The 16,719-nt window shown below is 69.8% G+C and carries 15 protein-coding genes; all 15 read left to right on the top strand.

Annotated features, from left to right (window positions below; genetic code table 11):
• Positions 1 to 21 precede the first annotated feature (21 nt).
• The gene (locus D1610_RS06065; RefSeq protein WP_118863249.1) at positions 22 to 1,017 is read left to right on the top strand and encodes a cysteine synthase A; all 996 of its coding nucleotides are present in this window, start codon (positions 22 to 24) and stop codon (positions 1,015 to 1,017) included.
• Between the two features lie 471 nt (positions 1,018 to 1,488).
• Positions 1,489 to 1,779: a hypothetical protein gene (locus D1610_RS06060; RefSeq protein ID WP_147414269.1), complete on the top strand. Its 291-nt coding sequence runs from the start codon at positions 1,489 to 1,491 to the stop codon at positions 1,777 to 1,779.
• Entirely contained in the window at positions 1,776 to 2,723 is a 948-nt protein-coding gene (locus tag D1610_RS06055; protein ID WP_118863247.1) for a motility-associated ABC transporter substrate-binding family protein, read from the top strand. Before D1610_RS06060 ends, D1610_RS06055 begins: the two co-directional genes overlap by 4 nt.
• A gap of 185 nt (positions 2,724 to 2,908) precedes the next feature.
• Positions 2,909 to 3,346, top strand: a complete 438-nt coding sequence (locus tag D1610_RS06050; RefSeq protein ID WP_118863246.1) for a division/cell wall cluster transcriptional repressor MraZ — start codon at positions 2,909 to 2,911, stop codon at positions 3,344 to 3,346.
• Entirely contained in the window at positions 3,343 to 4,284 is a 942-nt protein-coding gene (gene rsmH, locus D1610_RS06045) for a 16S rRNA (cytosine(1402)-N(4))-methyltransferase RsmH (RefSeq protein ID WP_118863245.1), read from the top strand. Before D1610_RS06050 ends, rsmH begins: the two co-directional genes overlap by 4 nt.
• Positions 4,281 to 4,988, top strand: a complete 708-nt coding sequence (locus D1610_RS06040) for a colicin transporter (RefSeq protein ID WP_147414268.1) — start codon at positions 4,281 to 4,283, stop codon at positions 4,986 to 4,988. Before rsmH ends, D1610_RS06040 begins: the two co-directional genes overlap by 4 nt.
• On the top strand, positions 4,985 to 6,682 hold the full coding sequence (locus D1610_RS06035) for a peptidoglycan D,D-transpeptidase FtsI family protein (RefSeq protein WP_118863243.1): 1,698 nt from the start codon (positions 4,985 to 4,987) through the stop codon (positions 6,680 to 6,682). Before D1610_RS06040 ends, D1610_RS06035 begins: the two co-directional genes overlap by 4 nt.
• A complete protein-coding gene (locus tag D1610_RS06030) occupies positions 6,682 to 8,097 on the top strand; it encodes a UDP-N-acetylmuramoyl-L-alanyl-D-glutamate--2,6-diaminopimelate ligase (RefSeq protein WP_118863242.1) in 1,416 nt (471 codons plus the stop codon). Before D1610_RS06035 ends, D1610_RS06030 begins: the two co-directional genes overlap by 1 nt.
• A 46-nt stretch (positions 8,098 to 8,143) precedes the next feature.
• Positions 8,144 to 9,517 (top strand): UDP-N-acetylmuramoyl-tripeptide--D-alanyl-D-alanine ligase, encoded by a 1,374-nt coding sequence (locus D1610_RS06025; protein WP_245942006.1) that lies wholly within the window; start codon positions 8,144 to 8,146, stop codon positions 9,515 to 9,517.
• Positions 9,518 to 10,588: a phospho-N-acetylmuramoyl-pentapeptide-transferase gene (gene mraY / locus D1610_RS06020; RefSeq protein ID WP_118863240.1), complete on the top strand. Its 1,071-nt coding sequence runs from the start codon at positions 9,518 to 9,520 to the stop codon at positions 10,586 to 10,588.
• Positions 10,585 to 11,949 carry a UDP-N-acetylmuramoyl-L-alanine--D-glutamate ligase gene (gene murD, locus D1610_RS06015; RefSeq protein WP_118863239.1) on the top strand — a complete coding sequence of 455 codons (1,365 nt, stop codon included), beginning with the start codon at positions 10,585 to 10,587 and terminating at the stop codon, positions 11,947 to 11,949. The genes mraY and murD overlap by 4 nt, the downstream gene beginning before the upstream one ends.
• Positions 11,946 to 13,166 (top strand): FtsW/RodA/SpoVE family cell cycle protein, encoded by a 1,221-nt coding sequence (locus tag D1610_RS06010; protein ID WP_118863238.1) that lies wholly within the window; start codon positions 11,946 to 11,948, stop codon positions 13,164 to 13,166. Before murD ends, D1610_RS06010 begins: the two co-directional genes overlap by 4 nt.
• Positions 13,163 to 14,329 carry an undecaprenyldiphospho-muramoylpentapeptide beta-N-acetylglucosaminyltransferase gene (gene murG, locus D1610_RS06005; protein WP_118863237.1) on the top strand — a complete coding sequence of 389 codons (1,167 nt, stop codon included), beginning with the start codon at positions 13,163 to 13,165 and terminating at the stop codon, positions 14,327 to 14,329. The genes D1610_RS06010 and murG overlap by 4 nt, the downstream gene beginning before the upstream one ends.
• On the top strand, positions 14,326 to 15,735 hold the full coding sequence (gene murC / locus D1610_RS06000) for a UDP-N-acetylmuramate--L-alanine ligase (RefSeq protein WP_118863236.1): 1,410 nt from the start codon (positions 14,326 to 14,328) through the stop codon (positions 15,733 to 15,735). The genes murG and murC overlap by 4 nt, the downstream gene beginning before the upstream one ends.
• Positions 15,732 to 16,646 (top strand): UDP-N-acetylmuramate dehydrogenase, encoded by a 915-nt coding sequence (gene murB / locus D1610_RS05995; RefSeq protein ID WP_118863729.1) that lies wholly within the window; start codon positions 15,732 to 15,734, stop codon positions 16,644 to 16,646. Before murC ends, murB begins: the two co-directional genes overlap by 4 nt.
• Positions 16,647 to 16,719: the final 73 nt, after the last annotated feature.

Here is a 16,719-nt window from a genome sequence, read left to right as displayed (position 1 = left end):
GGGGCGGTCCATCTATCGCGCATGGATAGTCTCAAGGACACGATCGCATTGATCGGCAACACGCCCCTGGTTCGCCTGAAGGGGCCGAGCGAAGCGGCGGGATGCGACATCTTCGGCAAGTGCGAGTTCGCCAATCCCGGCGCGAGCGTGAAGGACCGCGCCGCGCTCTACATCGTCGAGGACGCCGAGGAGCGCGGGTTGCTCAAGCCCGGCGGGACGATCGTCGAAGGCACCGCGGGCAATACCGGCATCGGCCTGGCGCTGGTCGCCAACGCCAAGGGATACCGGACGATCATCGTCATGCCCGAGACGCAGAGCCGGGAGAAGATGGACACGCTGCGCGCGCTGGGCGCCGAGCTGGTGCTGGTGCCGGCGGCGCCCTATTCCTCCCCCTGCCATTTCGTCCACACCAGCCGCCGGATCGCCGAGGAGACCGAGGGCGCGGTGTGGGCCAACCAGTTCGACAACATCGCCAACCGCCGCGCGCATATCCACGGCACCGCCGAGGAGATCTGGGCGCAGATGGACGGGCGGATCGACGGCTTCGTCTGCGCGGTGGGCACCGGCGGCACGCTCGCCGGGGTGGGGCTGGGCCTGAAGGAGAAGGACGAGGGCGTCACCATCGCGCTCGCCGATCCGCACGGCGCGGCGCTGTACAATTACTACGCGCATGGCGAGCTGAAGGCGGAGGGCAATTCGGTGGCCGAGGGGATCGGCCAGGGGCGGATCACCGGCAATCTCGAAGGCGCGCCGATCGACACGCAATTCCGCATCTCCGACGAGGAAGGCCTCGAATGGGTCCGCCGCCTCTTGGCCGAGGAGGGGCTCTGCCTGGGGCTGTCCTCGGGGATCAACGTCGCCGGCGCGGTGGCGCTGGGGCGGCAGTTGGGGCCGGGCAAGCGGATTGTCACTATCCTGTGCGACACCGGGTTCCGCTATCTTTCGTCGCTGTACAATGCGGACTGGCTGGCGGCGAAGGGGCTGCCGGTGTTTCCGTGGCTGGAGGGGGATGCCTGACATTTCCCCCTTGGGCTGAGCTGGGACGGATCGACATTCGGAAGATTGGTTCACGCGAAGGCGCGAAGCCGCGAAGAGAAGGAAGATTGGTTCGCGCAGAGACGCAGAGACGCGGAGAGGTGGTTCTGCCGCGTCAGCGGCTCTCATCTCTCCGCAAGGTCCCGCTTGCCGCAACGTAGCGAAGTGAGATGCGCTTCGCGCTGGGTTCGGCATCTCTGCGTCTCCGCGTCTCTGCGTGAACCCCTTCTTCTTTCTTCGCGGCTTCGCGCCTTCGCGTGAACCCCAAATCCTGCAAGGCCGGTAAATGTCGATCCGTAGTCGAAGCCCCGTACTTCCTGTCGGACGTGGCGAAGAAGGACGGTCCTTCGATACGCGGCTGCGCCGCTACGCAGGAGGAACGGGAGGAGTGGGGCATCGATAGGGCGAGCCTGATCCTCGACAGGGCGTGTTCGGCGCGTTAGACGGCTTCCCATGGCAATGAAAGCGGCTGACCGCGATCAGGGCGAACGGGTGCAGCGCGTGCGCGCCGGGGTGACCGGGCTCGCCGCCGTGCTGGTGATCGGCGGCCTTGCCGGCGCGATCTTCAATTCGGCGAGCGAGGAGCGGCCGGTCGGGCCGACGGGCACGAGCGACGCCGAGGCGGTCGCGGCGATCACCGGCAACACCGCCACCGCGATCGAGACCACCCCCAACGAACCCCTCGCCGAGCTGGGCGTCGCGCCGGCCACCACCAACGAAAGCGCCGTGGCAGCGCCCAAATGACGACGGCGCGCCGGCTGCGGCTGGCGGTGCTGATCGCGGCGCTGACGGGGATCGCGCTGGTCGTCTTCGTCGCGCGGAACCTTGACCGGGGCGAGCGGACGGGCGGGGCGGTGACGCTGTTGAGCGCGCTGCCGCTGGCGCGGGGCGAGGGCGACGTCGCCGATGTGCTGGCGGGAAGGAGCGCGCCCGATCCGCTGTATCGCTGGCTGGAGCGGCGGCGGGGGATCGCGCCGATCGACGCGGTGGGCGCCGGGGCGCTCGGCCGCGCGCCGGTGCTGCTGGCGATCCAGCCGCGCGCGCTGGCGCCCGAGGAACTGGTCGCGATCGACGACTGGGTTCGTGAGGGCGGACGCGCGGTGATGTTCGTCGATCCGCTGCTCGGCTGGCCGAGCCGCTATCCGATCGGCGATGCGCGACGCGCGCCGCTGAGCGACATGCTGGGGCCGATCGAGACGCATTGGGGGCTGACGATGACGCCGGGCGCGGACGGCGTGCGGCGCCTGCCCGGCGGCGGCCGGGTGACGGTCAGCGGCGCCGGAACCTGGGCGAGCGATGGGCGGTGCCGGGTGACGCTGGGCGGGCTCATCGCCGATTGCGCGATAGGGCGCGGGCGGGCGCTGCTGGTCGCCGATGCCGACCTGCTGCACGCGGCGCTGTGGGAAAAGCCGTTCCTGTGGCGCGGGTCCGAGGCGCCGCAGCTGCTGCTCGCGCTGATCGAGGCGGCGGAGCGGGGCGCGCCGCCGGCGGCGGTGCCCGCGACTCGACGGGTCGCGATACCGCTGGCGGTGATCGGCGCGGCGCTGCTGTTCGCGCTCGTCATCCCCCTTTTGCTGTTCCTGCGCCTGCGGACCGGGCTGCGAGCGCGGAACGCAGCGGGAACATCGGGCGGCGCGGCCCGGCCGGACCCATCGGAGGGGCAAAAAGTGGGTCAGAATCCCAGCTGAACCCAATTTCTCCCATTGTGTCCCAAGCGTACCCCTGATACCAAAAGCCTTCGTAAGAGGGCGGTGTTTACGCATGACGATTCCCTTGCCGGACGCGATTCCGGCGGCGGGAGAGCCGTGCGCGCCCTGACAAAGGGGCGGTTGTGGCCAATTGGGAGCTCATTGGGGGTCATTCCCTGGCGACGGTGGACGCGAAAGGCCGCGTCGCGCTGCCGCTCGACTTCCGCACCGCGATCCAGACCAACGCCGGCCAGCGCAGCGTGTTCATCGCCCGGCACGACAGCGATCCCTGCCTGACCGGCTACGACAAGAGCTGGCAGAACGAATATCACGACCGGCTGGACGCGCGCGAAGAGGCGCTGACCGCCGCGGGCGAGCCTATCGACTACAACGTCAAGCGCCGCTTCATGGGTGGCGGCCTCGCCGTGACCTTCGACGAGGCGGGGCGTTTCATCCTGCCCGATTACCACCGCGACCGCGCCAATATCCGGGGACTCGCTTTCTTCTACGGCTGGGGCCGGACCTTCGATATCTGGGACCCCGAGACCCTGATCGCCACCGCCCATGCCGATCCGGTGATGCGCGACATCTGCGAATATGAACTGCAGCGGAGGAAGAAGTGACGCCCGCTTCATCCCCGCACATCCCCGTCCTGCTCGATGCGGTCATCGCCGGGCTCGCCATCCGCCCCGGCGAGACCCATGTCGACGGCACCTTCGGCGCGGGCGGCTATACCCGCGCGATGCTCGACGCCGGCGCGCGGGTGGTGGCGTTCGACCGGGATCCCGACGCGGTTGCCGCGGGGGCGGTGCTGGAGGCGGAGCGCGGCGGCGCGCTCCGCCTCGTCGCCGATAATTTTTCCGCGATGGAAGGCCATCTGCCCGAACCGGTCGACGGCGTGACGCTCGATATCGGCGTGTCGTCGATGCAGCTCGACCAGGCGGAGCGCGGCTTCTCGTTCCAGGCGGACGGGCCGCTCGACATGCGCATGGCGCGGACGGGCATGTCCGCCGCCGACTTCGTCAACGAGGCCGACGAGGGCGAGATCGCCGACGTGCTCTACCATTATGGCGAGGAGCCGCGCAGCCGCCGGGTGGCCAAGGCGATCGTCGCGGCGCGGCCGCTGACCCGCACCGCCGAGCTGGCTTCGGTCGTACGCCGCGCGCTGGGCCACAAGCCGCACGACAAGAAGGACCCGGCGACGCGGACCTTCCAGGCGATCCGCATCCATGTGAACCGCGAGCTGGGCGAGCTTGAGGACGGCCTGGCCGCCGCCGAACGCGTGCTGAAGCCCGGCGGGCGGCTGGCGGTGGTGACCTTCCACAGCCTGGAGGACCGCATCGTCAAGCGCTTCCTGCGCGAACGATCGGGCGGCGAGCCGGCGGGATCGCGCCACCTGCCCGCGGCGAAGGCGGCCAATGCGCCAAGTTTCGATGGCGTGGCCAAGCCGGTGCGCGCCGGCGAGGCGGAGGTCGCGGCCAATCCGCGCGCGCGCTCCGCCACCCTGCGCGTCGCCAGGCGCACCAATGCAGCACCCTGGACGGGAAGGAACGCGGCATGATCGCAATGAAGCGGCTGAAGGGCCTGGGCTGGATCGCGCTGGGATTTCTGGCGGCGATCGCCTGCTACCTCATCTCCCTGCAGGTCTCGATCGAGCGCAACCGGCTGGCCGACGTCAATTCGGCGATCCTCGACGCCAAGCGCGACATCCGCCAGCTGGAGACCGAATTCACCACGCGCGCGAGCCTGAGGCAGCTCGAGCGCTGGAACGGCGAGGTGCTGGCGCTTTCCGCCCCAGCGTCCGTCCAGTTCATCAGCGACGAGCGGCAGCTGGCGAGCATGGACTTCGACCTGCGGCCAGACATGGCCGGGCCTTCGCCGACGATGCTGGCGCTGGTCTCCGCCGCGACGATCCAGCCCGCGGTCGAGCTGGCCGCCGCCGAGACGCCCGCGCAGGCCGAGACCCCGATCGTCACCGCCATCGCCCGCGCGGTGGTGCCGACCGCCGAGGCGGCGACGCGCGATCCGAAGCCCGTCGCCGCGCCCAGGCCCAAGGCCGAAACCAGGGTCGCGGCCGTGAAGCCCGCGGCAAGGCCGGCCAAGCCGGCCGCCAAGCCCGCCAAGCCCGATCCGGTGATGCAGCGCATGGCCGAGCTCGACACCCGCCGCGCCCAGCGCGTCGCGATGCTCGAGGACAGGCTGCTGGGCGAGGACACGCTGGGCGATATCGCCCGCACCGCCCGCGCGGAGGCGCGTCGCCGTTGACCACGCTCGTCGCCCGGCCCGAGCGCGTACGGTCGGCTGGGCAGCGCCACCAGCTGATCGCGCTAGCGCATGCGCGGCTGATGTTCCTGATGCTCGCCTTCGCCATGGGCATCGTGGTGATCTGCGCGCGGCTGCTGTGGCTGGGGGTGTATGCGCCCGGAACCGAGCTGGCGGCCTCCGCCACCACGCTGATCCCGCCGCGCGGCGATATCGTCGATCGGAACGGCGCGCCGCTCGCCCAGACGATCGACGCCTGGTCGATCGGCATCCATCCGCGGCGGCTGCTGAGCGATCCCGACGAGCTGGCGGCCGAGCTGGCGGTGCTGATGCCCCAGCGCAGCGAGGCGGAGTATCGCCGCATCCTCAGGTCCAAGGTCAACTTCACCTATCTCGACCGCCGCGCGCTGCCCGAGCTGGTGCAGAAGGTGAACGCGCTGGGCGAGCCGGCGATCGCCTTCGCGCGCGAGCCCGAGCGGCTCTATCCGCAGACCACGCTTGCGGCGCACGTGCTGGGCTACACCAATTTCGACGGCAAGGGCGTCGCCGGCATGGAGCGCGTGCTGGAGGAACGGCTGACCGATCCGATCGCGCGCGCCAGGCCGGTCGCGCTGTCGATCGACGCGCGCGCGCAGGCGGTGATGGAGAGCGAGCTCTACAACGCGCTGACCAAGCATTCGGCGGCGGCGGCGACCGGGGTGGTGCTGGACGTCGACACCGGCGAGATCGTCGCGATGGCGTCGATGCCGACCTTCAATCCCAACCGCGTCGGCAAGGCCCCCGCCGAGGCGCGGCGCAATTCGGCGACGCAGAGCGTCTACGAGCTGGGATCGACCTTCAAGCCGATCACCATGGCGATCGCGATGGAGGCGGGCGTCGTCACCTCGCTCGATAAGCGCTGGGACGCGACCGCGCCGCTGCAGGTCGGCCGTTTCCGCATCCGCGACGATCATGCCCAGAACCGCTGGCTCAACGTGCCCGAGACGCTGGTCCATTCGTCCAACATCGTCACCGCGCGGATCGCCGACGCGGTGGGGCAGAAGGGGATGGAGGCGGGCTTCAGGAAGCTCGGCTTCGACACGCCGCCCGATATCGAGCTGCGCGAGAAGGGCCATCCGCTGTGGCCCGAATATTGGGCGCGGACGACGACGATGACGGTGGGCTACGGCCACGGCATCGCGATCACCCCGCTGCAGCTGGCCAATGCCTACGCCACGCTGGTCAATGGCGGCGTGTGGCGGCCGACAACGCTGATGAAGGTAGAGCCGGGCAAGGCGGCGAAGGGCCGCCAGGTATTCTCGCCCGAGACCAGCGCCAAGATCCGCCAGCTGCTGCGGCTGATCGTCACCGAGGGCACCGGACGCCGCGCCGATGCCGAGGGCTTCCGCGTCGGCGGCAAGACCGGCACCGCCGAAAAGGCGCAGGGCGGCGGCTATAACAAGAAGGTCAACGTATCGACCTTCGCGGCGGTGTTCCCGATGGACGCGCCGCGTTATGTGGTGATCGTGATGCTCGATTCCCCCAAGGGGACGGCCGACACCTACGGCCTGACCCAGGCCGCCTGGACCGCCGCCCCCGTCGTCAGCCGCTTCATCGCGCGCGCCGGGCCGATGCTGGGGGTGATGCCCGACGCCGAGCTGGCGGCGCGGCCCAACCCGCTCGCCCACCTGTTGTGGAAAGCGAAGGGCGAGCACTGATGCGGCTGGGCGATCTCGTCCCCGGCGGCGGCGAGGTGCGGGTGACTGGCTTCGCGATCGACCACCGCAAGGTCGCGCCGGGCACGGTGTTCGGCGCCTTTCCCGGCGCGCGGGTGAACGGCGAGGACTTCATCGCCGATGCGGTGGCGAGCGGCGCCGTGGCGGTGGTCGCCGATCCGCGGGCGAAGGTCGAGGGCGCGCTCCACGTCGCCGACCGCAACCCGCGCGAGAAGTTCGCCCGGCTGGCGGCGCGGTTCTTCGCGCCGTTTCCCGAAACCTGCGTCGCCGTCACCGGCACCAACGGCAAGACCTCGACGGTCGAGCTGACCCGCCAGCTGTGGCGGATGGCGGGGCATCACGCCGCCTCGATCGGCACGCTGGGCGTCACCACCTCCGACGAGAGGGTGACGACCGGGCTGACCACGCCCGACGTCGTCACCTTCCTCGCCAATGTCGCCGGGCTGGCGCGCGAGGGGGTGACCCACCTCGCCTTCGAGGCCTCCAGCCACGGGCTGTCGCAATATCGCACCGAGGGGCTGCCGGTCGCGGCGGCCGCCTTCACCAACCTCAGCCGCGACCACCTGGACTATCACGGCGACATGGCGGCCTATTTCACCGCCAAGCTGCGCCTGTTCGCCGAAGTGCTCGACCCGGACGGCACGGCGGTGATCTGGGCCGACGATCCGCAGAGCCCGCGCGTGCTCGACCTCGCGCGCGAGCGGGGCAATCGGATCGTCACCGTGGGCACGCGCGGCGAGACGATCCGGCTGGTCGCGCGCGAGCCGAGCCTGCTCGGGCAGACGCTGACGGTCGAGGCCGGGGGCAGGACCCACAAGGTGATGCTGCCGCTGATCGGCGCCTATCAGGCGGCCAACGCGCTGACCGCGGCGGGGCTGGCGATCGCGACCGGCGGCAATGTCGAAGAAACTCTGGCGATACTGCCCCGGCTGCAGCCGGTGCGCGGGCGGCTGGAGCGCGCGGTGATCGCCCAGAGCGGCGCGCCGGTCTATGTCGATTACGCCCACACCGCCGATGCGCTGGAGGCGGCGATCGCCGCATTGAAGCCCCATGCCGCCGGGCGGCTGATCGTAGTGTTCGGCGCGGGCGGCGACCGCGACCAGGGCAAGCGCGAGCCGATGGGCGAGGTGGTCGCGCGCGACGCCGATCTGGCGATCGTGACCGACGACAATCCGCGCACCGAGGACCCGGCGCACATCCGCGCGGCGATCATGAAGACGGCGCTGGGCGCGATCGAGATCGGCGACCGGCGAAAGGCGATCGGCTACGCCATCCGTCAGGCGGGGATGCAGGACATCGTGCTGATCGCCGGCAAGGGGCACGAGCAGGGACAGATCCTGGGCGATCGGGTGCTGCCGTTCGACGATGTCCAGGTCGCGCGGGAGTGCGTGGGTTGAGGGAACTCTTCCTCTTACCCCCCTCCCCTTCAGGGGAGGGGCTTTCGTGACCCTCTGGACCTCCTCGGAGATCGCCGTCGCCACCGGAGGCGTCGCTTCGGCCGATTTCGCGGTGTCCGGCGTCGCGTTCGATTCGCGCGAAGTGGGTCCGGGCGATCTGTTCATCGCGCTCGCGGGGGAGGCGACCGATGGGCATCGGTTCCTCGACCAGGCGTTCGCGCAAGGCGCTGGCGGCGCGATCGTCTCGGCCGATTGCGCGGGGCCGCATGTGCGCGTGGCGGACACCACCGATGCGCTTGGCGCGCTGGGCGCGGCGTCGCGCGAGCGCAGCCATGCCAGGATCATCGGCGTGACCGGATCGGTCGGCAAGACGGGGACCAAGGAGGCGCTCTACGCCTGCCTCGACCGCGCCGCGCCGGGGCATGCGCACCGATCGGTCAAGAGCTACAACAATCATACCGGCGTGCCGCTGAGCCTTGCCCGGATGCCGCGCGACGCGGCGTTCGGCGTGTTCGAGATGGGGATGAACCATGCCGGCGAGCTGGCCGCGCTGACCCGGCTGGTGCGCCCGCATATCGCGCTGGTCACGACGATCGCGCCCGCCCACACCGAATTCTTCGCCGACGAGGCCGCCATCGCCGACGCCAAGGGCGAGATCTTCGAAGGCCTGGAGCCGGGCGGCACCGCGATCGTCCCGTTCGACAGCCCGCATCGCGACCGGCTGATCGCCGCGGCGCGCCCGCACGCCGCGCGCATCCTGACCTTCGGGCTGGGCGAGGGCGCCGACGTGCGCGCCGCCGAGAGCTTCCGCCAGTCGAATGGCGAAACCTTCATCACCGCGCGGCTGCCCGAGGACGAGCTGAGCTTCACGCTCGGCCTGCCCGGCGCGCACTGGATCGCGAATGCGATGGGCGTGCTGGCGGCGGTATGGGCGGCGGGCGGCGACCTGGCGTCGGCGGGGCTCGCGCTCGGCGACATGGGCGGGCTGCCCGGGCGCGGGGCGCGGCTGACCGTGCCGGCGGAGGGCGGCACGGCGACGATCATCGATGAAAGCTACAACGCCAACCCCGCCTCCATGGCGGCGACGCTGAAGGTGCTGGGCGCGGAGGACGCCCGGCGGCGCATAGCCGTCCTGGGCGAGATGCGCGAGCTCGGCGCGAAATCGGCCGACTATCATGCCGGGCTCGCCGAGCATGTGCTGGCGGCGAACGTCGATTTCGCACTGCTCGTCGGACCGGGCATGGCGGCGCTCGCCTCGGCGCTTGAGGGGCGGGTCGAATTGGTCCATGCGCCCGACGCCGCGACCGCGCGCGCGCGCCTGACGGCGATGCTGCGCGATGGCGACGCGGTCCTCATCAAGGGGTCGAACGCGGTTGGGCTCGGCGGCGTCGTGCAGGCGCTGGCGGGGGGCAAGGGTTAGATGCTGTACTTTCTCGCCGAGTATCTCGGCTTTCCCGGGATATTCAATCTGCTGCGCTACCTGTCGTTCCGCACCGGCGGGGCGGTGGCGACGGCGCTGCTGATCGGGCTGATCATCGGCCCCAAATTCATCGGCTGGCTGCGCGTGCGCCAAGGCAAGGGCCAGCCGATCCGCGACGACGGGCCGCAGACCCACCTCGCCAAGCGCGGCACGCCGACCATGGGCGGGCTGATGATCCTGACCGCGCTGGGCCTTTCGGTGCTCTTGTGGATGGACCTTTCCAGCCCGTTCGTCTGGGCTTGCCTGTGCGTGACGCTGGGCTTCGGCGCGATCGGCTTCCTCGACGATCACGACAAGGTGACCAAATCGAGCCACCGGGGGATACCGGGCAAGGTGCGGCTGCTGCTGGAGTTCGTCATCGCCGGCTTCGCCAGCTGGGTGCTGGTGCAGCAGATCGGCACCAATCTCTACGTCCCATTCTTCAGCAATTTCAGCCTCGATCTCGGCTGGTTCTACGTCGTGTTCGGCGCGTTCGTGATCGTCGGGTCGGGCAACGCGGTGAACCTGACCGACGGGCTCGACGGGCTGGCGACGATGCCGGTGATCATCGCGACGGTGGCGTTCATGGTGATCGTCTATCTCGCCGGCAACGCGATCTATGCGAGCTATCTGGGCATTCCGCACACGCCGGGATCGGGCGATCTCGCCATCTTCTGCGGCGCGATCGTCGGCGCGGGCCTCGCCTTTCTGTGGTTCAACGCGCCGCCCGCCGCGGTGTTCATGGGCGACACCGGCAGCCTCGCGCTCGGCGGCGCGCTGGGGGTGATCGCGGTCAGCGTGCACCACGAGATCGTGCTGGCGATCATCGGCGGGCTGTTCGTCGCCGAGGCCCTCTCCGTCATCATCCAGGTCGGCTACTATAAACGCACGGGCAAGCGGATATTCCTGATGGCCCCAATCCACCACCATTTCGAGCAGAAGGGCTGGAGCGAGCCGACCGTCGTCATCCGCTTCTGGATCATCGCCTTCGTGCTGGCGCTCGCCGGCCTGTCGACGTTGAAGCTCAGGTGATCACGAGCAGCGCCTGGGCGGGGAAGCGCTACGCGGTGCTGGGGCTGGCGCGATCGGGGATCGCGACGGTCGAGGCGCTGCTGGCGAGCGGGGCGGGGGTTGCGGCGTGGGATTCCAAGGAGGAGGCGCGGAGCAAACTCCCTCTCCCCTTCAGGGGAGAGGGTCGGGGAGAGGGGCAGTTCCAAACGCTTTCGCCCGTGACTGCCCCTCTCCCAACCCTCTCCCCTGAAGGGGAGAGGGCTTTGGTTGCCGATCCGCTTTCGCTCGATCTCACCGGGTTCGCTGGTGTCGTCGTCTCCCCCGGCGTTCCCATCAACCGGCATCCGATTACCGCGCATGCCGTCAGCTTCGGGGCGCCGCTGATCGGCGATATCGAGCTGTTCGCGCAGGCTCGCGCCCAACTCCCGCCGCACAGGGTGGTCGGCATCACCGGGACCAACGGCAAGTCCACCACCACCGCGCTCGTCGCGCATATCTGCGAGACGGCGGGGCTGCCGACGCGGATGGGGGGGAATATCGGGCTGCCGATCCTGGCGCAGGAGCCGCTGCCCGAAGGCGGGGTCTATGTGCTGGAGCTGTCGAGCTACCAGATCGACCTGACCTACAGCCTCGACTGCGACGTCGCGGTGCTGCTCAACATCACCCCCGACCATCTCGACCGCTATGACGGGTTCGAGGCCTATGCGGCGTCCAAGGCGCGGCTGTTCGCGATGCAATCGCCGGAGCATGCGGCGGTGATCGCGATCGACGATGCGCCATCCTATGCGATCGCGCGGGGGCGCAAGGGCGCGGACAGGATTTCGGCGGGGGCGTGCATGGATCAGTCGCGCTGGCCGGCGTTGCAGGGGCCGCACAACGCGCAGAACGCGCTCGCCGCGATCGCTGTGGCGCGGCATCTGGGGATCGACCAGGCCGCCGTCGATCGCGCGCTGGAGAGCTTTCCCGGCCTGCCGCACCGGATGGAGCGGGTGGCGGAGAAGGGCGGCGTGCTGTTCGTCAACGACAGCAAGGCGACCAACCCGACCTCTACCGCGCCGGCGCTGGCGGCGTTTCCGGCGATCCACTGGATATTGGGCGGGCAGGCGAAGACCGACGAGCTCGACGCCTGCGCCCCCTATTACGACCATGTCCGCGCCGCCTATACGATCGGCGATGCGGGCGCGATGTTCGCGGGGTTGCTGGAGGGGCAGGTGGCGATGGTGGAGGAATGCGGCGTGCTGGACGAGGCGGTGCGTCGCGCCGCCGCGCGCGCGCGGCCGGGCGAGACGGTGATGCTGTCGCCGGCCTGCGCCTCGTTCGACCAGTTCCGCGACTATGAGGCGCGGGGCGAGGCATTCAGACAGGCGGTGGGGGCGCTGTGACGACGACGGAGACATACGGAGCCGGCCGGACGCCGACCCGATTCCAGGCGAAGATCGACCGCTGGCTGGGCCGGTCCGAACAGACCGCGGTGGGCCGTTGGTTCTGGGAGATCGACCGCGTGCTGCTGTTGCTGGTGCTGCTGCTGATCGCGATCGGGCTGGTCTCGGTCGCCGCCGCCTCGCCCGCCTCCGCCCAGCGCTATTCTGGCGGATCGGTGACCTTCGCGCCGCTGACCTTCTTCTGGAAGCAGCTGATGTGGGTGGCGGTGTCGCTGCCGGTGATGCTCGCCGTGTCGATGCTGCCGATCACGCTCGCCAGGCGCGCGGCGCTGATGGGCGCGGCGTTCTTCTCCATCCTGCTGATCCTCACGCCGATCATCGGCGTCGAGGTGAACGGGGCGAAGCGCTGGATCGGCGTCGGCATCTCGCAATTCCAGCCGTCCGAGTTCCTGAAGCCGCTCTACGTCATCGCCATGGCCTGGATCCTGTCGCTGCGCGCGACCGACCGCACATTGCCGGTGGTGCCGATCACCGGCGCAATGACGCTGATCCTCGCCGCGGCGCTGATGAAGCAGCCCGATCTGGGGCAGACGGTGATCTTCCTGGCGCTGTGGGTGACGCTGCTGATCATCTCCGGCACGTCGATGAAGTTCGTCGGCGCGCTGGGCGGGATGGCGGTGGCGGGGCTCGTCTGCGCCTATCTGTTCTACGACACCGCGCGGCTGCGCATCGACGGCTTCCTGTTCAGCGAGGGCGACACCTATCAGACCGACATGGCGCACGCGACGATCACCGCGGGCGGCCTGCTCGGCTCCGGCCCCGGCGGCGGCGAGGCCAAGTTCCGCCTGCCCGAGGCGCATACCGACTATGTCTTCAGCGTGATCGGCGAGGAATTCGGCCTGATCGCCTGCATGGGCGTCGCCCTGGTGTTCCTGGCGATCGTCGTGCGGGTGTTCCTGAAGCTGCTGGACGAACAGGACGAGTTCAAGCTGCTCGCCGCCGCCGGGCTCGCCGTGCAATTCGGGCTGCAGGCGTTCATCAACATGGCCGTCAACGTCCAGATCGCGCCATCGAAGGGGATGACGCTGCCGTTCATCAGCTATGGCGGATCGTCGATGATCGCGCTGTCGATGGGGATGGGGCTGCTGCTCGCCTTCACGCGGCGCAACCCGTACCTCAACAAGTCGCCCTACATCATCCGGTGGAGCGGACGATGACGGAGCGTCACTTCGTTCTCGCCGCCGGCGGCACCGGGGGGCACATGGTTCCCGCCGCCGCGCTCGCCGCCGAGCTGATGGCGCGCGGGCACCGCGTCGCGCTGATCTCCGATGCGCGCGGGGTGCGCTTTCCGGGGCTGTTCGACGGCGTGCAGACGCATGTGCTGCCGAGCGGACGGCTGGAGGGCGGGCCGATCGGCTGGGGCCGCGCGGTCAGGAACATCTGGACCGGGCGGGCGATGACCCTCAGGCTGTTCGAGACCTTCCGGCCCGAGGCGGTGATCGGCTTCGGCGGCTATCCGGCGATGCCAGCGCTGCTGGCGGCGTTCGCGGCCAAGATTCCGGCGGCGGTGCACGAGCAGAATGCGGTGCTGGGGCGGGTCAACCGGCTGGTCGCGGGCAAGGTCGCGGCGATCGCCACCTCCTATCCGAACATCGAACGGCTGGCGGAGAAGCATCGCGGCAAGGTGCATCTGGTCGGCAATCCGGTGCGCCAGGAAGTGATCGACCTCGCCAGCCGGGGCTATCCGCCGATCAGCGAGGACGGCGTGTTCCGCGTGCTGGTGACCGGCGGCAGCCAGGGCGCGAGCGTGCTCTCCGACGTGGTGCCCGACGGGCTCGCCATGCTGCCCGTCGCGTTCCGGCGGCGCTTGCAGGTCGTCCACCAGGCGCGGCCCGAGGATATCGAGAAGGCGCGCGCCAAATATGCCGCGCATGAGATTCCGGCGGAGCTGGCGACCTATCTGCCCGATTTGCCCGAGAAGCTGGGCTTCGCGCACCTCGTCATCGCGCGCGCGGGGGCGTCGACGATATCGGAGCTGACCGCGGCGGGCCGCCCGGCGATACTGGTGCCGCTGCCGAGCTCGACCGACGATCACCAGACCGCCAATGTGCGCGAGATGGTGTCGGCGGGCGGCGCGCGGATGATCCGGCAGGACCGCTTCACCCCCAAGGAACTCGCCAAGCAGATGCAGAAGCTGGGACTCGATCCCGCCGCGCTGGAGAATGCGGCCAAGCGCGCGCTGTCGTGCGGGCGGCCCGATGCCGCGCGCGATCTGGCCGATCTGGTCGAAAGCCTGAACCCGCCGCGTGCGATGGTCGGGCCCTCACGCGCCAAGGCGGGGCTGCCGCCGGGGCTGCGGCCGGCAGGAGCGGCGGCATGAAGCGGCGTTTCGCCACCGAACTGGGCACGATCCACTTCGTCGGGATCGGCGGCATCGGCATGTCGGGCATTGCCGAGGTAATGAAGAATCTCGGCTATAGCGTGCAGGGATCGGACGTCGCCGAGGGTTATGCGATCGAGGGGCTGCGCGCCAAGGGCATACCCGTGTCGATCGGCCACAAGGCGGACAATCTGGGCGATGCGGCGGTGGTGGTGATCTCCACCGCGATCAAGCGCGGCAACCCGGAGGTCGAGGCGGCGCTGGAGCGGCGCATTCCCGTCGTCCGCCGCGCCGAGATGCTCGCCGAGCTGATGCGGTTGAAGCAGACGGTCGCAGTCGCCGGCACGCATGGGAAGACGACGACCACGTCGATGGTCGCGGCTTTGCTCGACGCCGGCGGAGTCGATCCCACCGTGATCAACGGCGGCATCATCAACAGCTACGGCTCCAACGCGCGGCTGGGCGACAGCGACTGGATGGTGATCGAGGCAGACGAGAGCGACGGCAGCTTCCTGAGGCTGGACGGCACGATCGCGGTGGTGACCAACATCGATCCCGAGCATCTTGACCATTATGGCTCGTTCGATGCGGTGAAGGACGCCTTCGTCCAGTTCATCGAGAACGTGCCCTTTTACGGCGCGGCGCTGCTGTGCCTCGACCATGCGCAGGTGCAGGCGATCCTTCCCCGCGTTCGGGATCGCCGGATCGTGACCTACGGCTTTTCGGCGCAGGCGGACGTGCGCGGCGAGAATGTGACGCCGGTGCCCGGCGGCAACCGCTTCGACGTGGTGGTGCGCGAGCGCGACGGCGGGGTGCGGCGGATCGAGGGCGTGACGCTGCCCATGCCCGGCCGGCACAATGTGCAAAACGCGCTCGCCGCGATCGGCGTGGCGATCGAGATGGGGCTGGACGATGCCACCATCCAGCGCGGCTTTTCCGCGTTCGGCGGGGTCAAGCGGCGCTTCACCAAGGTGGGCGAGGTCGACGGCGTCACCATCATCGACGATTACGGCCACCATCCGGTCGAGATCCGCGCGGTGCTGGCGGCGGCGCGCGAGGGCGCTGTAGGCCGGGTGATCGCGGTGGTGCAGCCGCACCGCTATTCGCGGCTGGGCGATTTGATGGACGATTTCCAGCAGGCGTTCAACGACGCCGACCTGGTCTATGTCGCGCCGGTCTATGCCGCGGGCGAGGCGCCGATCGCAGGCGTACATTCGGAGGCCCTGGCGCAGGGCCTTCGCCAGCGCGGTCACCGTGCGGCGATGACCGTCGCGGGCGCCGACCTGCTGGCCGGCGCGCTGGCGAACGAGGCGCGCGAGGGCGATATCGTCGTCTGCCTGGGGGCGGGCGACATCACCAAATGGGCGGCCGGGCTGGCCGACGCGATCCGGGAGAAGCGGGGATGAGCGCGGTCTGCACCGCCCTGCCGCCGCTGCGCGGATCGGCCGAGCATGAGGGGAAGCTCGCCGACTTCATCTGGTTCAGGACCGGCGGGCCGGCCGAATGGCTGGTGCGGCCCGCCGATGTGCGCGATCTTTCGGTGTTCATGGCCGGGCTCGATCCCGAAACGCCGGTGCTGCCGGTGGGCGTGGGATCGAACCTGATCGTCCGCGATGGTGGCGTGCCGGGCGTCGTGGTGCGCTTGCCCAAGGCGATGGCCAAGGTCTCGGTCGAGCCGGGCACCAAGGGTCTTTGGCGGGTGCGCGCTGGCGCGGCGGCGATGGGCATCTCCGTCGCCAGCGCGGCGCGCGATGCGGGGATCGCGGGGCTCGAGTTCCTGCGCGGGATTCCCGGCACGGTCGGCGGCGCGGTGCGGATGAACGCGGGCGCCTATGGCCGCGACGCAAGCGATATATTGGTCGAGGCGACGATCGTATTGCGCGACGGCCGGATCGAGACCTGGGCGGCGAAGGAACTCGGCTACAGCTATCGCCATTCGCTGCTGCCCAGGGGCGCGGTGGTGGTCGAGGCGCTGTTCGAGGGCGTGCCGGGCGAGCCGGCGGCGATCGGCGCCGAGATGGACCGCATCGCCGCCGAGCGCGAAGCCTCGCAGCCGCTGCGGTCGCGCACCGGTGGTTCGACCTTCAAGAACCCGCCCTTCGACAAGGCGTGGCGGCTGATCGACGAGGCCGGCTGCCGGGGCTTGCGCCGCGGCGACGCGCAGGTGAGCGAGAAGCATTGCAACTTCCTGCTCAACCTGGGGTCGGCGACGAGCGCGGACATCGAGGCGCTGGGCGAGGAGGTGCGCGCGGCGGTGAAGGCGAAATCCGGGATCGAGCTGGAGTGGGAAATCCAGCGGGTTGGAGTGGTGAAGTGAGTGAGCGGACCTTTCAGATCCTCCCTCGCGAAGCGGAGGAGGGGGACCGTCCGCAGGACGGTGGAGGGGGAGC

Origin of the sequence: Sphingomonas gilva, from assembly GCF_003515075.1 — a bacterium.
GTDB lineage: Bacteria > Pseudomonadota > Alphaproteobacteria > Sphingomonadales > Sphingomonadaceae > Sphingomonas > Sphingomonas gilva.
The sequence above is the reverse complement of the archived record's forward strand: the minus strand, read 5'-3'. Positions and strand labels throughout refer to the sequence as shown.

Bases quoted from the DNA above. Each gene is read 5' to 3' on its own strand.
- murB (WP_118863729.1), top strand. From the start codon at position 15,732: ATGAGCGCGGTCTGCACCGCCCTGCCGCCGCTGCGCGGATCGGCCGAG.
- D1610_RS06060 (WP_147414269.1), top strand. From the start codon at position 1,489: ATGGCAATGAAAGCGGCTGACCGCGATCAGGGCGAACGGGTGCAGCGC.
- murC (WP_118863236.1), top strand. From the start codon at position 14,326: ATGAAGCGGCGTTTCGCCACCGAACTGGGCACGATCCACTTCGTCGGG.
- D1610_RS06030 (WP_118863242.1), top strand. From the start codon at position 6,682: ATGCGGCTGGGCGATCTCGTCCCCGGCGGCGGCGAGGTGCGGGTGACT.
- D1610_RS06040 (WP_147414268.1), top strand. From the start codon at position 4,281: ATGATCGCAATGAAGCGGCTGAAGGGCCTGGGCTGGATCGCGCTGGGA.
- D1610_RS06065 (WP_118863249.1), top strand. From the start codon at position 22: ATGGATAGTCTCAAGGACACGATCGCATTGATCGGCAACACGCCCCTG.
- D1610_RS06055 (WP_118863247.1), top strand. From the start codon at position 1,776: ATGACGACGGCGCGCCGGCTGCGGCTGGCGGTGCTGATCGCGGCGCTG.
- mraY (WP_118863240.1), top strand. From the start codon at position 9,518: ATGCTGTACTTTCTCGCCGAGTATCTCGGCTTTCCCGGGATATTCAAT.
- murG (WP_118863237.1), top strand. From the start codon at position 13,163: ATGACGGAGCGTCACTTCGTTCTCGCCGCCGGCGGCACCGGGGGGCAC.